This window comes from Pseudomonas sp. yb_2 (assembly GCF_043103905.1).
GTDB lineage: Bacteria > Pseudomonadota > Gammaproteobacteria > Pseudomonadales > Pseudomonadaceae > Aquipseudomonas > Aquipseudomonas alloputida.
Window position 1 is genome coordinate 120,162 of record NZ_JBICKH010000055.1, and the last position, 16,076, is coordinate 136,237.

Consider the following 16,076-nt stretch of genomic DNA (forward strand, 5'->3'; position numbering starts at 1 on the left):
AATGTGCTGCCTGGGCTGGCCTCTTCGCGGGTGAACCCGCTCCTACAGGGGGGCTCGCTTTTTTCGCGCCTGCCGTGGCTTGCTTGGGGTCGCCTTGCTTCCAGTCGCTTTGCTCTTCCCGCCACCGCGACGTTTCTTTTTCCAGAGCGGGGCCGCCCCGGCCGCTGGCCCGCTGATGGTCATGCGCATGCCGCTGCAACGCTCCACCAGCTTGCCCATCCACGCCGACTGCCGGGCAACGAACTCTTCCAGGGGCATCTCGCCGCTTTGCACCATGTCCAGCGCCTGCTCCCAGATCGCCGTGGTGCCGGGATCAGCAATGGCGCGGGGAACGGCGTCGATCAGGCTGAAGGCCGCAGGTGTGGCCGACAGCGCCTTGCCGTTCTTCACCAGGTAACCGCGGTCGAGCAGACCCTGGATAATGCTGGCGCGGGTGGCCTCGGTGCCGATGCCGGTGGTTTCCTTGAGTTTCTGCTTCAGCCGAGGGTCATCCACCAGCTTGGCCACGTTTTTCATCGCCTTGATCAGGTCGCCTTCGGTAAAAGGTTTGGGTGGCTGGGTCCACAGGTCTTTCAGTTGCAGGCCGTGTACGTTGCAGTCCTGGCCTTCGCGAAGCGCCGGCAGCACCTGGGCCGGTGGTGCCTCGCGGCCTTTGGCCGGGGTGAGCGCCTCGGGCAAGGCGCGGCGCCAGCCCGGCTCGACGATCTGCTTGCCTACAGCACGCAGCGCATGACCGGCGCAGTCGAAGTCGGCCTGGGTGCGGTCGTACTCATGGTTGGGCAGGAACTGCGCCAGATAGCGGGCGCGGATCAGGGTATACACGGCCTTGTGCTTGGCCGGCAGGCGTGAGGGGTCGCTGGCGGCGGCGGTGGGGATGATGCCATGGTGAGCGCTGACTTTGGCGTCGTTCCACGCCCGCGAGCGGCGTTGCGGCTCCAGGTAGGGCTGCAGCGGCGCCAGGCTGGCATCGGCCCGTTGCAGGGCGGCGAGGATGGCGGGTGCCTCGGCGTGCTGGCTTTGTGGCAAATAGCCGCAATCGCTGCGCGGGTAGGTGATCAGCTTGTGTGTTTCGTACAGTGCCTGGGCAATGTCGAGGGTTTCCTGGGCGCCAAGGCCGAACTTTTTCGAGCACAGCTCCTGCAGGGTGCCAAGGTCGAAGGGCAGCGGTGCTGCTTCGCGCACACGCTCGGTCGCTACCTTTACCGCTCGGGCAGTGCCGGCATGGCCGATGTCGGTGGCGGCCCGCTGTGCCAGGTCTTGCTTCAGGCAGCGGCCTTGGTCATCGCAGGCGTCTTCGGGGGCGCGCCATTGGGCATTGAAGTGTTGGCCGGCGTGTTCCAGTTGTACGTCGATGGCCCAGAACGGCACCGGCACGAAGTTGGCGATGCTGCGGTCGCGGTCGACCACCAGGCGCAAGGTCGGCGTTTGCACGCGGCCTACCGGCAGCACGCCCTGGTAGCCGGATTGGCGGCCCAGCAAGGTGAACAGCCGGCTCATGTTCATGCCGATCAGCCAGTCGGCGCGCGAGCGGCCCAGCGCCGAGTGGTACAGGTTGAACGTCTCGTGGCCTGGCAGCAGGCGTGCCAGGGCCTTGCGGATGGAGGCGTCGTCCAGTGCCGACAGCCACAGGCGCTGCACCGGGCCCCGGTAGCGGCAATGCTCGACCAGCTCGCGGGCAATCATTTCGCCTTCGCGGTCGGCGTCGGTGGCAATCACCAGCTCCCGCGCTTCACCGAGCAGGCGCTTGACCGCCTTGAACTGGCTGGCAGTCTTGGGCTTTACCAGCATCTTCCACTTGTCTGGAATGATCGGCAGGTCGGCCAGGTTCCAGCGCTTGTAACGTTCGTCGTAGCTGTCGGGCGGGGCGGTTTCCAGCAGGTGGCCGATGCACCAGGTTACGCAGATGTCGGTGCCTTGCCAGCAGCCGTCGCCTTTGCGGTTGGCGCCGAGCACTTTGGCGATGTCTTTTGCCTGGGAGGGTTTTTCGCAGAGAAACAGGCGCATGGCCGGGGACGCTTCATCGGGGTGGTGGGCCATAGGATGCGCAAGCGGGGGCGCAGAGGCAAGTTTTATCTGGATGGATGTACAGGTTTTTTGTCAGCGGGGATGTATATCGCCTGAGCCGGCCTCTTCGCGGGTAAACCCGCGAAGAGGCCAGTGCAGGTGATGGATCAGGCGCGCGAGTCGCGCACCATGTCGACATGCGGGATGCCAGCTTCGAGGAATTCCTCGCTGACTACGCGAAAGCCCAGCCGCTCATAGAACGGCGTGGCGTGCACCTGGGCGCTGAGCATCTGCTGTTTCAGGTCGCGGTTCTGCGCTTCGACGATGACCGCATTGACCAACGCATCGCCCACCTTCAAGCCACGCCAGTCCTTGAGCACCGAGATGCGCCCGATGGTGCCGTCGGCCAGCAGGCGCGCAGTACCGATCGGATAGTCGCCTTCCAGGGCCAGGAAGTGCAGGGCGTCCTGGTCTTCCGAATCGAACTCCAGCTCTGGCGGAATGTGCTGCTCGGCGACGAACACGGCTTCACGGATACGGCGGATGTCGGCGTTGTCTTTGTGCCAATCGGCGAGGCGAACGCTGATCTTATTCATTGGCGAATCCCAGGCTCCCTTGCTTGACCAGCTGCTGTACCAGCATCAGGCCATCCTCATCCTGCAGCCACTCGGCCAGGTTATCGATGTGCAGGGCGTCGGCCGCACATACCAGCTTCAGCAGCTCTCGCAGTTTGCCAGGCAGTGGGCAACTACGGCCGCTGGCGAACAGCAGCAGGTCGTCTTCGAACTCGGACCAGGCCAGGCGTGCGCTGGGGTTGCGGATCAGGATGGCGCCTTGCTCAAGGGCATTGATCAGCTCTTCCTCGCTCAGCTCTTCGCCAACGATCTGCTCGGGGTAGCGCGGCTCGGTCATGAACTGGCCGAACCAGGTCAGCAGCAGGTCCTTGTCGCCCATGTGTTTGTCGAGCAGCGCCTTGAGGCGGTCGAGGGCATCGTGCTGGATCTGGTGCGGGTCGCTGACCGGCTGGGCGTCGGCGTCGCTGTAGCGCTCTTCGTCGGGCAGGAACTGGCCGAGGAAGTCGGTGAAGTGGGTCAGCACCTCGGCAGCGCTCGGTGCGCGGAAGCCGACCGAGTAGGTCAGGCAGTTATCCACGGCCACGCCGTAGTGGGCCAGGCGCGGTGGCAGGTAGAGCATGTCGCCGGGCTCCAGGGTCCACTCGCCGCTCTGCTCGAACTCGGCCAGGATACGCAGGTCGGCGTGCTCCAGCAGCGGACTGTCACTGCTGCACATCTGGCCGATCTTCCAGTTGCGCTGGCCGTGGCCTTGCAGCAGGAACACATCGTAGTTGTCGAAGTGCGGGCCGACGCTGCCACCCGGGGCGGCGAAGCTGATCATCACGTCATCGATACGCCAGCTGGGCAGGAAGCGGAAGTTTTCCAGCAGTTCGGCCACTTCCGGAACGAACTGGTCAACGGCCTGCACCAGCAGGGTCCAGTCTTTTTCCGGCAGCTCTGCGAAGGTGTCTTCGTTGAACGGGCCGCGGCGCAGCTCCCACGGGTGTGCGCCGTGCTCCAGCACGATACGCGACTCGACTTCGTCTTCCAGGGCCAGGCCGGCGAGCTCGTCGGGGTCGATCGGGCTGATGAAGTCCGGGAAGGCCTGGCGTACCAGCAGCGGCTTCTTCTGCCAGTAGTCGCGCATGAATTCGCGGGCCGAGATGCCGCCGAGCAGCTGCAGTGGAGTATCAGGATTCATGTTCAACCTATTGAAAAAACGTAATTTTCGTACGGGAATAAAAACGCCCGGCCAGGCCGGGCGTTGTACGCGACGCTCAGCTTAGATGCGTTTGGCCTGGGCTGCCGCGTTACCGATGTAGGTAGCGGGGGTCAGCTGCTTGAGCTCGGCCTTGGCTTCGGCTGGCATGTCCAGGCCGTCGATGAAGGTCAGCAGCGCTTCTGGGGTGATGCCCTTGCCACGGGTCAGCTCTTTGAGCTTCTCGTAGGGGTTTTCGATGTTGAAGCGGCGCATCACGGTCTGGATCGGCTCGGCCAGCACTTCCCAGCAGGCGTCCAGGTCGGCGGCGATGCGAGCTTCGTTGACTTCCAGCTTGCCGATGCCTTTCAGGCTGGCCTCGAAGGCGATGACGCTGTGGGCAAAGCCCACGCCCAGATTGCGCAGCACGGTGGAGTCGGTCAGGTCACGCTGCCAGCGCGAGATCGGCAGCTTGCTGGCCAGGTGCTGGAACAGCGCGTTGGCGATACCCAGGTTGCCTTCGGAGTTTTCGAAGTCGATCGGGTTGACCTTGTGCGGCATGGTCGACGAGCCGATTTCGCCGGCGACGGTCTTCTGCTTGAAGTAACCCAGCGAAATGTAGCCCCACACATCACGGTCGAAGTCGATCAGGATGGTGTTGAAGCGGGCGATGGCGTCGAACAGCTCGGCGATGTAGTCGTGCGGCTCGATCTGGGTGGTGTACGGGTTGAACTGCAGGCCCAGCTCGTCTTCGATGAAGGCGCGGGCGTTCTCTTCCCAGTCGATCTGCGAGTAGGCCGACAGGTGGGCGTTGTAGTTGCCCACGGCGCCGTTGATCTTGCCCAGCAGCGGCACGGCGGCAACCTGGGCGATCTGGCGCTCCAGGCGGTACACGACGTTGGCCAGCTCTTTACCCAGGGTGGTCGGCGAAGCCGGCTGGCCGTGGGTGCGCGACAGCATTGGCACTTCGGCGTGGGCGTGGGCCAGGGCGCGGATGGCGTCGGCGACCTGGCGCATCAGCGGCAGCAGCACTTCGTCACGGCCGGCGCGCAGCATCAGGGCGTGGGACAGGTTGTTGATGTCCTCGCTGGTGCAGGCGAAGTGGATGAACTCGCTGACCTTGGCCAGCTCAGGCAGCTTGGCGGCCTGCTCCTTGAGGAGGTATTCAATGGCCTTGACGTCGTGGTTGGTGGTGCGCTCGATTTCCTTGACGCGCTCGGCGTGCTCCAGCTTGAAATCGGTGGCCAGGCTGTCCAGCAGGGCGTTGGCTTCGGCGGAGAACGCCGGCACTTCGCCGATTTGCGGGTGGGCGGCCAGGCGCTGCAGCCAGCGCACTTCGACCAGGGCGCGGAAACGGATCAGGCCGAATTCGCTGAAAATGGGGCGCAAGGCCTGGGTTTTGCCGGCATAACGGCCGTCTACAGGGGAAACCGCAGTGAGCGAAGAAAGCTGCATGGGGTGTTCTCGGACAGTCAGGCTTTTGGAAGGGCGCATATCATACATGAAAAATGCGCCTGGGTCGGGTGGCTGACCAAAGGTCGGCCCAATTTGGATCTGGTGGCAGACCCTGTGGAAGCGGGCTGCCCAGCCCGTCAGTTGGGGCTGCGCATCATGTCGTACAGTTCGTTCAGCAACTTGCGCCGGCTGAACACCAGCTGCCAACGGTGCCCGCCCAGCTGCCGCCACAGTCGCGCGGCGCGGATGCCGGCCAGCAGCAGGGCACGGATCTTCGAGGCATTGTTGGGCTGCTGCAGGAAGCGCATGTCGCCGTGCACCTGGATGCGCTGGCGCAAGGTGCTCAGGGTGTCCTGGTACAAGGCTCCACTGGAAGCGATGACGTTTTCGTGAACCAGGCCGAAATGCTCGGCCTGCGACTGGATTTGCGGCAGGCGGTTGCCGATGGTGTCCAGCAGGTCACCACGCTTGTTCAGCTGGCGCTCCAGGCCCAGCATCGACAGGGCGTAGCGCAGCGGCTCGCGTTGCAGGCTGTTGGGGTCGCGCTCGAGGGCGCCGATCAGCGCTCGGTAGCCGTCGCGCAGGTTCAGGTCGTCACCGCCGAACACCTCCAGGGTGTCCTTGGGGTCGCGCACCAGCAGGCTGCCCAGCATGCAGCCGATATTGGCTTCACTGGCCTGGCCGGTGCGGGCGATGCGGTCGACGAGCACGGCGGCCTGGAACACACCACCCAACGCGATCAGCTGCTCCTGCAGGTTGCTCATGCGCGCGGGCTCCACGGCTCGGCAGCCTCGATCACGCCGCCGCCCAGGCACACTTCGCCGTCGTAGAACACCACCGACTGGCCCGGCGTCACGGCGCGCTGAGGCTCGTCGAACACGGCGCGGTAGCCGCTGGCGGTGCGTTCCAGGGTGCATCGCTGGTCGCTCTGGCGGTAGCGCACCTTGGCAGTCAACTGCCGTGGGCTGCCGAGGTCGACCGGGTTGACCCAGAAAATTTCCGAGGCCAGCAGGGCGCGGGAGAACAGCCATGGGTGCTCGTTGCCCTGGCCGACCACCAGCACGTTGCGGGCCAGGTCCTTGTGCAGCACGTACCACGGCTCGTCACTGGCATCCTTCAGGCCGCCAATGCCCAGGCCCTGGCGCTGACCGATGGTGTGGTACATCAGGCCATGGTGGCGGCCGATCACTTCACCTTCGGTGGTTTCGATGTCGCCCGGCTGGGCCGGCAGGTACTGCTTGAGGAAGTCGCTGAAGCGGCGCTCGCCAATGAAGCAGATGCCGGTGGAATCTTTCTTCTTGGCGGTGGCCAGGCCGTGCTTTTCGGCGATGGCGCGTACTTCGGGCTTTTCCAGTTCGCCGACCGGGAACAGTGTGCGGGCGATTTCCTGGCCGCCGACGGCGTGCAGGAAGTAGCTCTGGTCCTTGTTCGGGTCCAGGCCCTTGAGCAGTTCGGTGAGCGCGCCAGTATCGCGGCGGCGCACATAGTGGCCGGTGGCGATCAGGTCGGCACCCAGCGACAGGGCGTAGTCGAGGAACGCCTTGAACTTGATTTCGCGGTTGCAGAGGATGTCGGGGTTGGGTGTGCGGCCGGCCTTGTACTCCTCAAGGAAGTGCTCGAACACGTTGTCCCAGTATTCGGCGGCGAAGTTGGCGGTGTGCAGCTTGATGCCGATACGGTCGCACACGGCCTGGGCGTCGGCCAGGTCTTCACGGGCGGTGCAGTATTCGGTGCCGTCGTCCTCTTCCCAGTTCTTCATGAACAGCCCTTCCACCTGGTAGCCCTGCTCGATGAGCAGAAGGGCTGAGACGGAAGAGTCCACGCCGCCGGACATGCCGACGATGACGCGGGTCTTGGCGGGGTCTTTAAGTGCTGGGCTGGTCATGGGTACCGGTGTGTATCAAGGGGGAAAAACGCCGATTCTATCAAACCCGCGGCGCCGCGTCAGTCGCGTAGCAGGTCGAGGCTGTGCAGCGGGCCTTTGAGGTAGTCATCCAGGCAGCGCGGCACCAGCTCGCTGCGCCAGCGAGTGGGGTCGGCCAGCAGTTCGTCGCGGGTCAGCCACACGGCGCGGACGATGTCGCTGTCCAGTGCCAGGTCGGCGTGATGGCGCACGGGGCGGGCGGCGAAGCAGACGCGCTGGTAGGTCACGCCGTTGCTGGGGGCGGTGTACAGGTAGATGCCGACCACGCCGGTCAGCTCGACTTCCCAGGCGGTTTCCTCCAGGGTTTCGCGCAGGGCGGCCTGGGGCAGGGTCTCGTTGGGTTCGAGGTGGCCGGCAGGCTGGTTGAAGACGTGCTGGTTGGCTTTGAATTCCTCGACGAAGAGGAACTTGCCTTCGTGCTCGACGATGGTGGCGACGGTGATGTGGGGTTGCCAGGTCATGAACAGCTCCTTGAAGGCGTGCATGACCCCTGTAGGAGCGGGTTCACCCGCGAATGCGATGGTGAGGCAAATGACGCATTCGCGGGTAAACCCGCTCCTACAAAGGCCGATGCAGGCCGCCAGATATCATTTATCCAGAAAGCACAAACCCCGGTGCGTGGCCGGGGTTTGTGCTGTTACTTCAAGCGAACCTTACAGGGCAGCGATGGCGCTGTTCAGGGTCTGGCTTGGGCGCATCACCTTGGCGGTCAGCTCGGCATCCGGGGCGTAGTAGCCGCCGATGTCGGCTGGCTTGCCCTGAACGGCGTTGAGCTCGGCGACGATGGTCGCTTCGTTCTCGGCCAGGGTTTTAGCCAGTGGTGCGAAGCGTGCCTGCAGGGCAGCGTCGTCCGTCTGAGCGGCCAGGGCCTCGGCCCAGTACAGGGTCAGGTAGAAGTGGCTACCGCGGTTGTCGATACCGCCGACTTTGCGCGATGGCGACTTGTTGGTGTCGAGGAACTTGCCGGTAGCCTGGTCCAGGGTGTTGGCCAGAACCTTGGCGCGCGGGTTGTCGTAGGTGTTGCCCAGGTGCTCCAGGGAAGCGGCCAGGGCCAGGAATTCACCCAGCGAGTCCCAACGCAGGAAGTTCTCTTCAACCAGCTGTTGCACGTGCTTCGGAGCCGAACCGCCGGCGCCGGTTTCGAACAGGCCACCGCCGTTCATCAGCGGCACGATCGACAGCATCTTGGCGCTTGTGCCCAGTTCCATGATCGGGAACAGGTCGGTCAGGTAGTCGCGCAGCACGTTGCCGGTCACCGAGATGGTGTCCTTGCCTTCGCGGATGCGGGCCAGGGAGAACTTGATGGCGTCGACCGGTGCCAGGATACGGATGTCCAGGCCGGTGGTGTCGTGATCTTTCAGGTACTTCTGCACCTTCTCGATCATGACGCCGTCGTGGGCACGAGCCGGGTCCAGCCAGAACACCGCCGGGGTGTTGCTCAGGCGGGCACGGTTGACGGCCAGCTTGACCCAATCCTGGATCGGCGCGTCCTTGGTCTGGCACATGCGGAAGATGTCACCGGCTTCGACGTTCTGCTCCAGCACGACGTTGCCCTTGCCATCGACTACGCGAACCACGCCGTCAGCCTTGATCTGGAAGGTCTTGTCGTGGGAGCCATACTCTTCGGCTTTCTGCGCCATCAGGCCAACGTTCGGCACGCTGCCCATGGTGGTCGGGTCGAAGGCACCGTTGACCTTGCAGTCTTCGATGGTGGCCTGGTAGATGCCGGCGTAGCAGCGGTCCGGGATCACGGCCTTGGCGTCTTGCAGTTCGCCTGCGGCGTTCCACATCTTGCCCGAGTCACGGATCATGGCCGGCATCGAGGCGTCGACGATCACGTCGCTCGGCACGTGCAGGTTGGTGATGCCTTTGTCGGAGTTGACCATGGCCAGGGCTGGGCGCTCTGCGTACAGGGCCTGGATGTCGGCTTCGATCTCGGCCTGCTTGTCGGCTGGCAGGTCCTTGATGCGGGCGTACAGGTCGCCGATACCGTTGTTGGCGTTGAAGCCTACTTCGGCCAGGGCAGCGGCGTGCTTGGTCAGCACGTCGTTGTAGAATTCTTCGACGATGACGCCGAACATGATCGGGTCGGAGACCTTCATCATGGTGGCTTTCAGGTGCACCGACAGCAGCACGCCAGCGGCCTTGGCATCGGCGATCTGCTCGGCGATGAAGGCTTTCAGGGCCTTGCGGCTCATGGTGGCGCAGTCGATGACTTCGGCGGCTTTGACGGCGGTCTTTTCTTTCAGCACGGTGGTGCTGCCGTCTTTGCCGACCAGCTCGATGCGCAGGCTGTCGTCAGCTTCGATCAGTGCGGCTTTTTCGCTGCCGTAGAAGTCGCCCTGGGTCATGTGGGCAACGTGCGACTTGGAGTCAGCGGCCCAGGCGCCCATCTTGTGTGGGTGCTTGCGGGCGTAGTTCTTGACCGACAGCGGCGCGCGGCGGTCGGAGTTGCCTTCGCGCAGCACCGGGTTCACGGCGGAGCCCTTGATGCGGTCGTAGCGGGCGCGGGATTCTTTTTCTTCCGCGGTGGCCGGCTCGTCGGCGTAGTCAGGGATGTTGAAGCCCTTGCCTTGCAGTTCCTTGATCGCGGCTTTGAGCTGCGGTACCGAGGCGCTGATGTTCGGCAGCTTGATGATGTTGGCTTCAGGGGTGGTAGCCAGCTGGCCCAGTTCCGCCAGGTGATCGCCTACTTGCTTCTCTGCGCCCAGTTGCTCCGGGAAGGCGGCAAGGATACGGCCAGCCAGGGAAATGTCGCGAGTTTCGACAGCGATGTCAGCCGAAGCGGTGAACGCTTCGATGATCGGCAGCAGCGAGTAAGTGGCGAGGGCGGGGGCTTCGTCGGTGAAGGTATAGATGATCTTGGAACGGGTGGGCATGCGGGTTAACTCTCTGTGTGCTGAGCGTGCTCGAGTCTCGTGGTGCGCAGGGTAGGCGCATCGCCCTGGTAGCACCATGAGCGGAAAGTCGAGAGGCTGCGAGCGGTGATGGTGGATGCATCAGTCGAGCGTCAAGTGCTGAGCTGCGGTAACAACCCAGGCTTTATGGCCATTCATGGCCTAGGGCGGTCCGCATTTTCCTGGGATTCGCCCCGATGACCCTTCGGTCGCGGCGGAGTATACCAAACCATTTGGGCTAATCAGCAAGGCCAAGTGATATCGGCCCATTTATAAGACCAAAGACTAAGCGGCAATGCGGCGGGTTGTCGCATGCCTTGCAGGTCGGCAGATGTGGTTTAGGCTCAGTGGATCGCACAATGTCCAAACCACACCCGACAGCGGAGTAGTGCAAGCATGGGATACCAGAAAATCAAGGTTCCGACCGACGGCACCAAAATTACCGTCAATGCAGACCATTCGCTTAACGTGCCTGATCATCCGATCATTCCTTACATCGAAGGCGACGGGATCGGCGTCGATGTTTCGCCGGTAATGATCAAGGTGGTCGATGCCGCCGTGCAGAAGGCCTACGGCGGCAAGCGCAAGATTGCCTGGATGGAGGTGTACGCTGGCGAGAAAGCCACCCAGGTGTATGACCAGGATACCTGGCTACCGCAGGAAACCCTCGATGCCGTGCGTGATTACGTGGTATCGATCAAGGGCCCGCTGACCACCCCGGTCGGTGGCGGCATCCGCTCGCTCAACGTGGCCCTGCGCCAGCAACTGGACTTGTATGTGTGCCTGCGGCCGGTGCTGTGGTTCCAGGGTGTACCGAGCCCGGTGAAAAAGCCGGGCGACGTCGACATGGTGATCTTCCGCGAGAACTCCGAAGACATCTATGCCGGCATCGAGTGGAAGGCCGGGTCGCCCGAGGCGAACAAGGTGATCAAGTTTCTCAAGGAGGAGATGGGGGTCACCAAGATCCGCTTCGACCAGGACTGCGGTATCGGCGTCAAGCCGGTGTCGAAGGAGGGTACCAAGCGTCTGGTGCGCAAGGCCCTGCAATACGTGGTGGATAACGACCGCGAATCACTGACCCTGGTGCACAAGGGCAACATCATGAAGTTCACCGAGGGTGCCTTCAAGGACTGGGGGTACGAGGTGGCGCGTGACGAGTTCGGCGCTGAACTGCTTGATGGCGGCCCTTGGATGAAGTTCAAGAACCCCAAGACCGGTCGCGAGGTCATCGTCAAGGACGCCATCGCCGACGCCATGCTGCAGCAGATCCTGCTACGCCCGGCCGAGTACGACGTGATCGCCACCCTCAACCTCAACGGTGACTACCTGTCCGATGCCCTGGCCGCAGAAGTGGGCGGTATCGGCATTGCCCCGGGCGCCAACCTGTCCGACACCGTGGCCATGTTCGAGGCCACTCACGGCACTGCGCCCAAGTATGCCGGGCAGGACAAGGTCAACCCGGGCTCGGTGATCCTCTCGGCAGAGATGATGCTGCGCCACATGGGGTGGACCGAGGCCGCCGACCTGATCATCAAGGGCACCAATGGCGCCATTGCGGCCAAGACCGTGACCTACGATTTCGAGCGATTGATGGAGGGCGCCAAGCTGGTAAGCAGCTCAGGCTTTGGCGATGAAATGATCAAACACATGTAAGGCAACAGAAAACCGGTCGCTTCTTTTAAAGAAGCGGCCGGTTTTTTCGTCTATCGGCACAGCGCAGGCAGTCAGGCTTTTGCAGTTTCGCTTTGCGGCTCGCCCAAGGCTCTGGCAGCCTCTGCCGCAGCGGCCGCGGCATCTTTGATTTCAACGGCGTGCAAGCCCTTGGGGCCCTGGACGATGTTGAATACCACGGCCTGGCCAGCCTTCAGGGTCTTGTATCCGTCCATTTGGATGGCGGAATAATGGGCGAACAGGTCATCGGATTTACCTTCCTCATTGATGAATCCATAGCCCTTGGCATTGTTGAACCACTTGACTTTACCGCTTGCCATCCCTATGTCCCTCTGCAAAGGACTCCATCACTGGAGTATCATCCACTTCATCCGCATACGAACCTTGCGAAAAATCTGGTTGACTGCGCGGATCTTTATCGACCACGGTGGGTTCTTATTGGTTGTAACACCGTTTTGCCGATAGTCAAGGTCACGCGGCGCTTGCGCTGGCGGTGGCCTGTGCAGTCAACCCGCAACCTTAACCTGACGCTCATGATGAAATTCTTTCCATGCATGCACCTAGTGAGATTCGACTAACATTCAATCAGGATCGCCCGCAATCGAATGAGGACGACGGCTCAGGTCTTGCAGTTCAGGAAGCCAAGCCGATCCTGCAGGCGCCACCGATGTACAAGGTGGTTTTGTTCAACGATGACTACACACCAATGGATTTCGTCGTCGAAGTGCTCGAGACGTTCTTCAGTCTGAACCGCGAGCTGGCGACCAAGATCATGCTGACCGTCCATACCGAGGGGCGGGCAGTGTGCGGATTGTTTACCCGTGACATCGCCGAAACAAAGGCCATGCAGGTCAACCAATACGCCAGGGAAAGCCAGCATCCGCTACTCTGTGAAATCGAGAAGGACGGTTAATCGCCGACCACTTGGGTATGAGGTGAAGCTATGTTAAACCGCGAGCTCGAAGTCACCCTCAATCTTGCCTTCAAGGAGGCCCGTTCGAAGCGTCATGAGTTCATGACCGTCGAGCATCTGCTGCTGGCACTCCTTGACAATGAGGCTGCCGCGACCGTTCTGCGCGCCTGTGGCGCCAATCTCGACAAGCTCAAGCATGACCTGCAAGAGTTCATCGACTCCACCACGCCGTTGATCCCTGTCAACGACGAAGACCGTGAAACCCAGCCGACCCTGGGCTTCCAGCGCGTGCTGCAGCGTGCCGTGTTCCACGTGCAAAGCTCTGGCAAGCGCGAAGTGACCGGCGCCAACGTGCTGGTGGCGATCTTCAGCGAACAGGAAAGCCAGGCCGTGTTCCTGCTCAAGCAGCAGAGCGTGGCCCGTATCGACGTGGTCAACTACATCGCCCATGGCATCTCCAAGGTGCCAGGGCATGGTGCACAGTCTGAAAGCGAGCAGGACATGCAGGACGATGAGGGGGGCGAAACCTCCTCTTCGAGCAACCCGCTGGACGCCTACGCCAGCAACCTGAACGAGCTGGCCCGTGCCGGCCGTATCGATCCGCTGGTAGGTCGCGAGCAGGAAGTGGAGCGTGTGGCGCAAATCCTCGCTCGTCGGCGCAAGAACAACCCGCTGTTGGTGGGTGAGGCAGGCGTGGGCAAGACGGCCATCGCCGAAGGCCTGGCCAAACGCATCGTCGATGGTCAGGTGCCTGACCTGCTGGCGCAGAGCGTGGTGTACTCCCTTGATCTGGGCGCCTTGCTGGCCGGTACCAAATACCGTGGTGACTTCGAGAAGCGCTTCAAGGCGCTGCTCGGTGAGCTGCGCAAGCGTCCGCAGGCCATCCTGTTCATCGACGAAATTCACACCATCATCGGCGCCGGTGCGGCGTCGGGCGGGGTGATGGATGCCTCCAACCTGCTCAAGCCGCTGCTGTCGTCGGGTGAAATCCGCTGCATCGGCTCGACTACGTTCCAGGAGTTTCGCGGCATCTTCGAGAAGGATCGTGCCCTGGCGCGTCGCTTCCAGAAGGTGGATGTCAGCGAGCCATCGGTCGAAGACACCGTGGGCATTCTGCGCGGCCTGAAAGGGCGTTTCGAAAGCCACCACAACATCGAGTACAGCGACGAAGCCCTGCGCGCCGCTGCCGAACTGGCTTCGCGCTACATCAATGACCGGCACATGCCTGACAAGGCCATCGATGTGATCGACGAGGCTGGCGCCTACCAGCGCCTGCAGCCAGAGGCCAGTCGCGTCAAGCGCATTGATGTGCCGCAAGTAGAGGACATCGTCGCCAAGATTGCGCGAATTCCGCCGAAGCACGTCACCAGTTCCGACAAGGAGCTGCTGCGCAACCTTGAGCGCGACCTGAAACTGACCGTGTTTGGCCAGGACCAGGCAATCGACTCGCTGGCCACCGCGATCAAGTTGTCCCGTGCCGGCCTCAAGTCGCCAGACAAGCCGGTGGGTTCGTTCCTGTTCGCCGGCCCTACCGGCGTCGGCAAGACCGAAGCGGCGCGGCAATTGGCCAAGGCGCTGGGTGTGGAGTTGGTGCGTTTCGACATGTCTGAGTACATGGAGCGCCACACCGTGTCGCGTTTGATTGGTGCGCCGCCGGGTTATGTCGGTTTCGACCAGGGTGGCTTGTTGACCGAGGCAATCACCAAACAGCCGCACTGCGTATTGTTGCTCGACGAAATCGAGAAGGCCCACCCGGAAGTCTTCAATCTGCTGCTGCAGGTGATGGACCACGGTACCCTGACCGACAACAACGGGCGCAAGGCCGACTTCCGTAACGTGATCCTGATCATGACCACCAACGCCGGTGCAGAAACTGCGGCGCGGGCGTCGATCGGCTTTACTCATCAGGACCACGCGTCCGATGCCATGGAAGTGATCCGCAAGAGCTTCACGCCAGAGTTCCGCAACCGTCTGGATACCATCATCCAGTTTGGCCGCCTGAGCACGGAGACCATCAAAAGCATCGTCGACAAGTTCCTTATCGAATTGCAGGCGCAGCTGGAAGACAAGCGTGTGCTGCTGGAAGTCAGCGATGAAGCACGCGGTTGGCTGGCGGTTTCGGGCTATGACGTGCAGATGGGCGCGCGGCCAATGGCGCGGCTGATCCAGGACAAGATCAAGCGGCCGCTGGCCGAGGAGATCCTGTTTGGCGAGCTGGCCGAGCATGGTGGCGTGGTGCATGTCGACCTGCGCGATGGCGAACTGGTGTTCGACTTCGAAACCACGGCTGAGGTCGCGTGATGTGCAGGGGCTGCCTTGCAGCCCCTGCAATTTCTTGAGGCACAAAAAAGCCCGGCACCTGGCCGGGCTTTTTCATGGCTTGAGCTTAGCGCGCACGGTAGGTGATGCGGCCCTTGCTCAGGTCGTACGGCGTCAGTTCGACGCGGACCTTGTCGCCAGTGAGAATGCGGATGTAGTTCTTGCGCATCTTTCCGGAGATGTGCGCGGTTACGACGTGCCCGTTTTCCAACTCCACGCGGAACATGGTGTTGGGCAGGGTGTCGACGACAGTACCTTCCATTTCGAAGCTGTCTTCTTTCGACATGCAGTTGAGCCCTCGGATCCAATGTTAGCCCGACGCATATCCGCACCGGGCAAAAAAGTGGCGTGGATTATGCCGGAAAACTGCGTGTCAAGCCAATGCTTTCAGTTGAGGGTGACCCAGCGCTGGTTTATCAGCAGCTCGATAGGTCGGTACTGCGTCTTGTAGTTCATCTTCTTGCAGTTCTTGATCCAGTAGCCCAGGTAAACCGCCTCCAGGTTCTGGCGCAGCGCTTCGGTGATCTGCCAGAGAATGGCGAAACGGCCAAGGCTGCGGCGCTCCTCGTCCGGTTCGTAGAAGGTGTACACCGCCGACAGGCCATTGGGCAGCAGGTCGCACACTGCCACCGCCATCAACCGGCCTTCCAGGCGAAACTCGTAGAACCAGCAGAACGGCAGGTCGCGTACCAGGAAGGTGGAAAACTGATCGCGGCTGGGCGGGTACATGTCGCCATCGGCGTGGCGCGTTTCGATATAGCGCCGGTACAGCTCGAAGTACTCTTCCTTGAACGCCGGGCGCGCTGCGGTTACGGTCAGGTCGGCGTTACGTTTGAGTATGCGACGCTGCTGGCGGTTGGGGATGAAGCGCGCCGCCGGGATGCGCGCCGGCACGCAGGCGTTGCAGTTCTGGCAGTGTGGGCGGTACAGGTGGTCGCCACTGCGGCGAAAGCCCATTTCCGACAAATCGGCGTACACATGCACGTCCATCGGCTGGCTGGGGTCGAGGAACAGCGTGGTCGCCTGCTCCTCCGGCAGGTAGCTGCAGGAGTGGGGCTGAGTGGCATAGAACTTCAACCGCGCCAACTCTGTCATGATCAACCCCTTCGGTGAGACTTTGTTTTAAGTGTAAGCCAGCTAC

Annotated in this window: 14 protein-coding genes; 3 read left to right on the top strand and 11 right to left on the bottom strand. The window is 62.3% G+C overall.

Features of this window, described 5'->3' with window-relative positions; all coding sequences use genetic code 11:
- Positions 1–42: 42 nt before the first annotated feature.
- The 8 genes from ACF8FB_RS13850 to ACF8FB_RS13885 form a co-directional block, all read right to left on the bottom strand.
- The gene (locus tag ACF8FB_RS13850) at positions 43–2,004 is read right to left on the bottom strand and encodes a DNA topoisomerase III (RefSeq protein ID WP_392509216.1); all 1,962 of its coding nucleotides are present in this window, start codon (positions 2,002–2,004) and stop codon (positions 43–45) included.
- 167 nt (positions 2,005–2,171) lie between these two features.
- Complete coding sequence (locus tag ACF8FB_RS13855; protein WP_003251237.1) at positions 2,172–2,600, bottom strand: GNAT family N-acetyltransferase; 429 nt, start codon at positions 2,598–2,600, stop codon at positions 2,172–2,174.
- Entirely contained in the window at positions 2,593–3,759 is a 1,167-nt protein-coding gene (locus tag ACF8FB_RS13860) for a cupin domain-containing protein (RefSeq protein ID WP_350298077.1), read from the bottom strand. The genes ACF8FB_RS13855 and ACF8FB_RS13860 overlap by 8 nt, the downstream gene beginning before the upstream one ends.
- A gap of 81 nt (positions 3,760–3,840) precedes the next feature.
- The gene (gene purB, locus ACF8FB_RS13865; RefSeq protein ID WP_010954819.1) at positions 3,841–5,211 is read right to left on the bottom strand and encodes an adenylosuccinate lyase; all 1,371 of its coding nucleotides are present in this window, start codon (positions 5,209–5,211) and stop codon (positions 3,841–3,843) included.
- A gap of 137 nt (positions 5,212–5,348) precedes the next feature.
- Entirely contained in the window at positions 5,349–5,975 is a 627-nt protein-coding gene (hflD, locus tag ACF8FB_RS13870) for a high frequency lysogenization protein HflD (RefSeq protein WP_010954818.1), read from the bottom strand.
- A complete protein-coding gene (gene mnmA / locus ACF8FB_RS13875; RefSeq protein ID WP_010954817.1) occupies positions 5,972–7,096 on the bottom strand; it encodes a tRNA 2-thiouridine(34) synthase MnmA in 1,125 nt (374 codons plus the stop codon). Before mnmA ends, hflD begins: the two co-directional genes overlap by 4 nt.
- 59 nt (positions 7,097–7,155) lie before the next feature.
- A complete protein-coding gene (locus tag ACF8FB_RS13880) occupies positions 7,156–7,596 on the bottom strand; it encodes an NUDIX hydrolase (protein ID WP_010954816.1) in 441 nt (146 codons plus the stop codon).
- Positions 7,597–7,788: 192 nt separating this feature from the next.
- A complete protein-coding gene (locus tag ACF8FB_RS13885; protein WP_010954815.1) occupies positions 7,789–10,014 on the bottom strand; it encodes an NADP-dependent isocitrate dehydrogenase in 2,226 nt (741 codons plus the stop codon).
- Positions 10,015–10,428: 414 nt separating this feature from the next.
- Between ACF8FB_RS13885 and icd the strand changes: the two genes are divergently transcribed.
- Positions 10,429–11,685, top strand: a complete 1,257-nt coding sequence (icd, locus tag ACF8FB_RS13890) for an NADP-dependent isocitrate dehydrogenase (protein ID WP_010954814.1) — start codon at positions 10,429–10,431, stop codon at positions 11,683–11,685.
- A 71-nt stretch (positions 11,686–11,756) separates the two neighbouring features.
- Here the strand turns inward: icd and cspD are convergent, their stop codons facing one another.
- Positions 11,757–12,023 (bottom strand): cold shock domain-containing protein CspD, encoded by a 267-nt coding sequence (cspD, locus tag ACF8FB_RS13895; RefSeq protein ID WP_010954813.1) that lies wholly within the window; start codon positions 12,021–12,023, stop codon positions 11,757–11,759.
- Between the two features lie 230 nt (positions 12,024–12,253).
- Here cspD and clpS point away from each other — a divergent pair, with 230 nt between their 5' ends.
- A complete protein-coding gene (clpS, locus tag ACF8FB_RS13900; protein ID WP_003251220.1) occupies positions 12,254–12,616 on the top strand; it encodes an ATP-dependent Clp protease adapter ClpS in 363 nt (120 codons plus the stop codon).
- Positions 12,617–12,646: 30 nt separating this feature from the next.
- Positions 12,647–14,917 carry an ATP-dependent Clp protease ATP-binding subunit ClpA gene (clpA, locus tag ACF8FB_RS13905; RefSeq protein ID WP_010954812.1) on the top strand — a complete coding sequence of 757 codons (2,271 nt, stop codon included), beginning with the start codon at positions 12,647–12,649 and terminating at the stop codon, positions 14,915–14,917.
- Positions 14,918–15,002: 85 nt separating this feature from the next.
- Here clpA and infA read toward each other — a convergent pair whose 3' ends face one another.
- Both infA and ACF8FB_RS13915 read right to left on the bottom strand, forming a co-directional pair.
- Positions 15,003–15,221 carry a translation initiation factor IF-1 gene (infA, locus tag ACF8FB_RS13910; RefSeq protein ID WP_002553999.1) on the bottom strand — a complete coding sequence of 73 codons (219 nt, stop codon included), beginning with the start codon at positions 15,219–15,221 and terminating at the stop codon, positions 15,003–15,005.
- Positions 15,222–15,322: 101 nt separating this feature from the next.
- Positions 15,323–16,030: an arginyltransferase gene (locus tag ACF8FB_RS13915; RefSeq protein WP_003251215.1), complete on the bottom strand. Its 708-nt coding sequence runs from the start codon at positions 16,028–16,030 to the stop codon at positions 15,323–15,325.
- Positions 16,031–16,076: the final 46 nt, after the last annotated feature.

Coding starts and splice junctions, on each gene's coding strand:
- ACF8FB_RS13850 (WP_392509216.1), bottom strand. CDS start 2,004: ATGCGCCTGTTTCTCTGCGAAAAACCCTCCCAGGCAAAAGACATCGCC.
- ACF8FB_RS13855 (WP_003251237.1), bottom strand. CDS start 2,600: ATGAATAAGATCAGCGTTCGCCTCGCCGATTGGCACAAAGACAACGCC.
- ACF8FB_RS13860 (WP_350298077.1), bottom strand. CDS start 3,759: ATGAATCCTGATACTCCACTGCAGCTGCTCGGCGGCATCTCGGCCCGC.
- purB (WP_010954819.1), bottom strand. CDS start 5,211: ATGCAGCTTTCTTCGCTCACTGCGGTTTCCCCTGTAGACGGCCGTTAT.
- hflD (WP_010954818.1), bottom strand. CDS start 5,975: ATGAGCAACCTGCAGGAGCAGCTGATCGCGTTGGGTGGTGTGTTCCAG.
- mnmA (WP_010954817.1), bottom strand. CDS start 7,096: ATGACCAGCCCAGCACTTAAAGACCCCGCCAAGACCCGCGTCATCGTC.
- ACF8FB_RS13880 (WP_010954816.1), bottom strand. CDS start 7,596: ATGACCTGGCAACCCCACATCACCGTCGCCACCATCGTCGAGCACGAA.
- ACF8FB_RS13885 (WP_010954815.1), bottom strand. CDS start 10,014: ATGCCCACCCGTTCCAAGATCATCTATACCTTCACCGACGAAGCCCCC.
- icd (WP_010954814.1), top strand. CDS start 10,429: ATGGGATACCAGAAAATCAAGGTTCCGACCGACGGCACCAAAATTACC.
- cspD (WP_010954813.1), bottom strand. CDS start 12,023: ATGGCAAGCGGTAAAGTCAAGTGGTTCAACAATGCCAAGGGCTATGGA.
- clpS (WP_003251220.1), top strand. CDS start 12,254: ATGCATGCACCTAGTGAGATTCGACTAACATTCAATCAGGATCGCCCG.
- clpA (WP_010954812.1), top strand. CDS start 12,647: ATGTTAAACCGCGAGCTCGAAGTCACCCTCAATCTTGCCTTCAAGGAG.
- infA (WP_002553999.1), bottom strand. CDS start 15,221: ATGTCGAAAGAAGACAGCTTCGAAATGGAAGGTACTGTCGTCGACACC.
- ACF8FB_RS13915 (WP_003251215.1), bottom strand. CDS start 16,030: ATGACAGAGTTGGCGCGGTTGAAGTTCTATGCCACTCAGCCCCACTCC.